This is a genomic window from Nonlabens dokdonensis, from assembly GCF_002162835.1.
Lineage (GTDB): Bacteria > Bacteroidota > Bacteroidia > Flavobacteriales > Flavobacteriaceae > Nonlabens > Nonlabens dokdonensis_B.
This window is the reverse complement of record NZ_MAAX01000083.1, coordinates 1-3255: the sequence shown is the minus strand read 5'-3', so window position 1 is coordinate 3255 and position 3255 is coordinate 1. Positions and strand designations below refer to the sequence as shown.

3 protein-coding genes are annotated in these 3255 nt (G+C 37.0%); 2 read left to right on the top strand and 1 reads right to left on the bottom strand.

All coding sequences use genetic code 11. The features are described 5' to 3' along the window. Positions 1-1227: multidrug effflux MFS transporter (locus tag A9Q93_RS05145; RefSeq protein WP_303686313.1), on the top strand; the 1227-nt coding region annotated here is incomplete at its 5' end. A gap of 166 nt (positions 1228-1393) precedes the next feature. On the opposite strand, the gene A9Q93_RS05140 is transcribed toward A9Q93_RS05145, so the two are convergent. After that, positions 1394-2287, bottom strand: coding sequence for a hypothetical protein (locus A9Q93_RS05140; protein WP_303686312.1), 894 nt, complete (start codon positions 2285-2287; stop codon positions 1394-1396). A 123-nt stretch (positions 2288-2410) separates the two neighbouring features. Here A9Q93_RS05140 and A9Q93_RS05135 point away from each other — a divergent pair, with 123 nt between their 5' ends. Beyond that, positions 2411-3106, top strand: a complete 696-nt coding sequence (locus A9Q93_RS05135) for a response regulator transcription factor (RefSeq protein WP_303686311.1) — start codon at positions 2411-2413, stop codon at positions 3104-3106. Positions 3107-3255: the final 149 nt, after the last annotated feature.

Below are 3255 nucleotides of genomic sequence, written 5' to 3'. Positions count from 1 at the left end.
TTGGGAACTTTAATTGCAGTCGGACCATTTTCAATCGACGCCTACTTGCCAGCTTTCAAACAAATCGCAGGAGATTTTAAAGTAGATACCAGTGCGATAGGTTTAACGCTTACCACTTACTTTATTGGTATAGGTCTTGGTCAATTAGCTTATGGTCCTTTAATGGATCGTTTTGGAAGAAGAAGACCACTTATTTTTGGGCTTGTCTTATATATACTGACTAGTATTATGAGCGCTTATGCGTGGGATGTTACATCCCTTGCAACGTTAAGGTTTTTTACTTCTTTAGGTGCTTGTGCAGGAATGGTAGCGAGTAAAGCGATAGTTAGAGACCTTTTTGATGAAGAAAAAGTTGCCGATGTACTTTCAACTTTAATGCTTATCATGGGAATTGCACCTATAATTGCACCTAGTATAGGAGGATTTATCATCCAGCACTATCATTGGGAAATGATTTTCTTCGGTTTAGCAGGTTTTGCAACGTTAATGTTATTTAATGTAGTTTTTATTTTACCAGAAAGTTCTAAACCTAACCGAGCGACGAGTTTGCATCCTATTCCTGTTTTAAAAGAATATCTGGGTATTTACAAACAACGTGATTTCTTTGTCTTTTCTACAGCAAGAGGTTTTGTGATAGGGTTGTTATTGGGTTATGTTGCGGCAGCACCATTTATATTTATGGATTTCTTTGATAAAAGTCAGGAGAGCTTTGCCTATATATTTGGTAGTAATGCAGCTGGTCTTATAGCAGGAAGTCAGTTCAACCGTCTTGCATTATCGCGTTTTACAACTTTTCAAATTACCTATGTAGTAAGTTTATTATTGGTTTTAATCACTGGTTTTGGATTTGTTTATGTCTCTTATTTTACTCCTACTTTTTGGGTAGTTTACCCTACGTTATTTCTTATGATGACTTGTATAGGTTTCCAAAACCCAAACGTGACCGCACTAGCATTGAATCCGTTTACAAAACGTGCTGGTAGTGCAAGTGCATTTGTAGGAGCTGTAAGTATGATTTTTGGTTCTATCGCCAGCTGGTATGTTTCTAAGTATGTAACGGTTTCTTTGTTTCCGTTGTTTTTAATGTTGTCGGTCAGTGCATTTTTAGCTCACATTGCCGTAGAATACTTTAGAATCAATTATGCTCAAGGTTATGCTTTTGCAAAAGCCTATTTGAAGCATCCTTATAAGTCTAAGAAAAGAGAAGAGCAGTTGTCTGATGTTTAGTTTTTAAATTTATAAAAGGATTTTTATGGTTCCGCTTTCGCGAAAGCGGTATAAATACCATCTCATTTGATAACAAAAGTTTTCAATATTTTACCATCTACTCAAAAAGAAAACGCCCCATGATCTTTAAACATGAGGCGCTTTTCAACTAACCAACCAAAATATCTTATCTACTTACGGTACCAGTAGGGAATGATGCAGTAACATTGTTATTAAATGACTGAGAATTTGGAGCAGTATCAGGCCCTGCGATAGACGCTAAAGGTTTTAATGTAAAAGGAGCTGGAGAGTTATCTGGAACTGGTTCTACAGTGATAACCACATTACGACCTACTACACTGAATGGTAGAGATTCTCCTGCTGGCAGATTGTTAAAAAAGTCTTCTCCAGGTACTGGTGGTCCAGCATTGTTTTGTGTTCCTGAAAAACCATTTCCAGAGTCACGAGAAGAAAAGTCACTAAATGTTCCTGTAGAAAGTGGCCCTGCGTCTCCTATAACCCAACCTTCATAGATCCATCCTGCAGGTAATGTAGGTAAATTAAAATCGGCAGAAGGTGGCATTCCTGGAAGACCAAACCATACACCATTTGTGTCATTCCCGTTATTCATTCCTGTTTCATCAGTAGGAGTTCTCAAAAAGTAACTACCACTAGCTGTTGTAAAGTCACCTGGTGCAGGCCCAAAATCAGTAGTCAAAGTTGCTGTGTCATTTGAAAATGCTCCTGCGATATACTTAGAGTCTGCTGGCGCAGGATCTGGATCTGGGCTAGGTTCAATAGTTAGGATAAATGCTGTTCCTGCGTTTAAAGTTGCTGCGTCCATTGGGAATACAGTTTGGCTTAATGCTCCAGAGCTATTTACAGTAAAGACTCCTGTGGTAATAGGTGAGCCATTTACCATGACCCAGCCTTCATAGGCATATCCACTGCCAAGATCTTCTAATCCATTTATATTAAGAGTTAAGTTTTTTGTTTGTGACGGCATTAAAGCATCATCGTCATTAGAGCATCCAGCAAGAGTAAGTATTGCTAAGGTTGCGATTGATAAGTAAGTTTTCATGATTATTGTTTTAATTTTACAATACAAACTAACCTTTATGTTATCGCAGTCCTATAACGAATCGATCAACTTTTTGAATCAAATCGTGACGCTTTTGTGATATGCTTTAATTTGATTTGGTTTATGGAAAATAGAATACTTATAGTAGAGGATGATTTAGAGATTGTTGATTTACTCAATATTCACATGAGAGACCTTAATGCAATTGTTGATAGTGTTCATGATGGTCGCTCAGGTCTAGAAAAAGCGCTGGAAACGGATTATGATTTGATTTTATTAGATCTGTCTATACCTATTATAAATGGGATAGAGGTTTGCAAAGAATTGAGAAAAACTAAAGATACTCCTATAATTATGGTGACCGCAAAAAGTGAAGAGATAGACAAAGTTCTAGGTCTGGAAATAGGAGCTGATGATTATATAACTAAACCATTTTCAGTTAGAGAATTAAAGGCGAGGGCAAAAGCAGTTATGCGACGCAGTGAAAAGGCTGCTGCTAATGCTACTAATCAATCAGAAATGGATTTTGGCGATTTGAAAGTAAATGTAGAAATGCGCCGAGTTACTTTAAATGACCGTAAGGTAGAACTATCGCCTAAAGAGTTTGATCTTTTAGTGTTACTGGCGAGTCATCCCGGAAGAAGTTACAGTAGATCAGAATTGTTAGATGTCATTTGGGGTTATAATTTCTCTGGTTATGAACATACTGTCAATTCTCATGTTAATAGATTGCGGGCAAAGATAGAGCCCGATATGTCACACCCCATTTATATTCTCACTACTTGGGGAATAGGTTATAGGTTTAATGAGGAGATTTAGTATGAAAAAGCAATCGACCTTAACACCTAAATTAGTCTTTAGACTATGGTTTGCACTGAGTCTTCTTATAATAGGAATGGCAGTTTGCTATATTTTAATAACTAACTATTATTCTAATCAGCATCATCTTGCAACACAACAAGAGATTA

What these genes read in the sequence shown, in the direction of transcription:
- A9Q93_RS05135 (WP_303686311.1), top strand. Translation starts at nt 2,411, where the DNA reads ATGGAAAATAGAATACTTATAGTAGAGGATGATTTAGAGATTGTTGAT.
- A9Q93_RS05140 (WP_303686312.1), bottom strand. Translation starts at nt 2,287, where the DNA reads ATGAAAACTTACTTATCAATCGCAACCTTAGCAATACTTACTCTTGCT.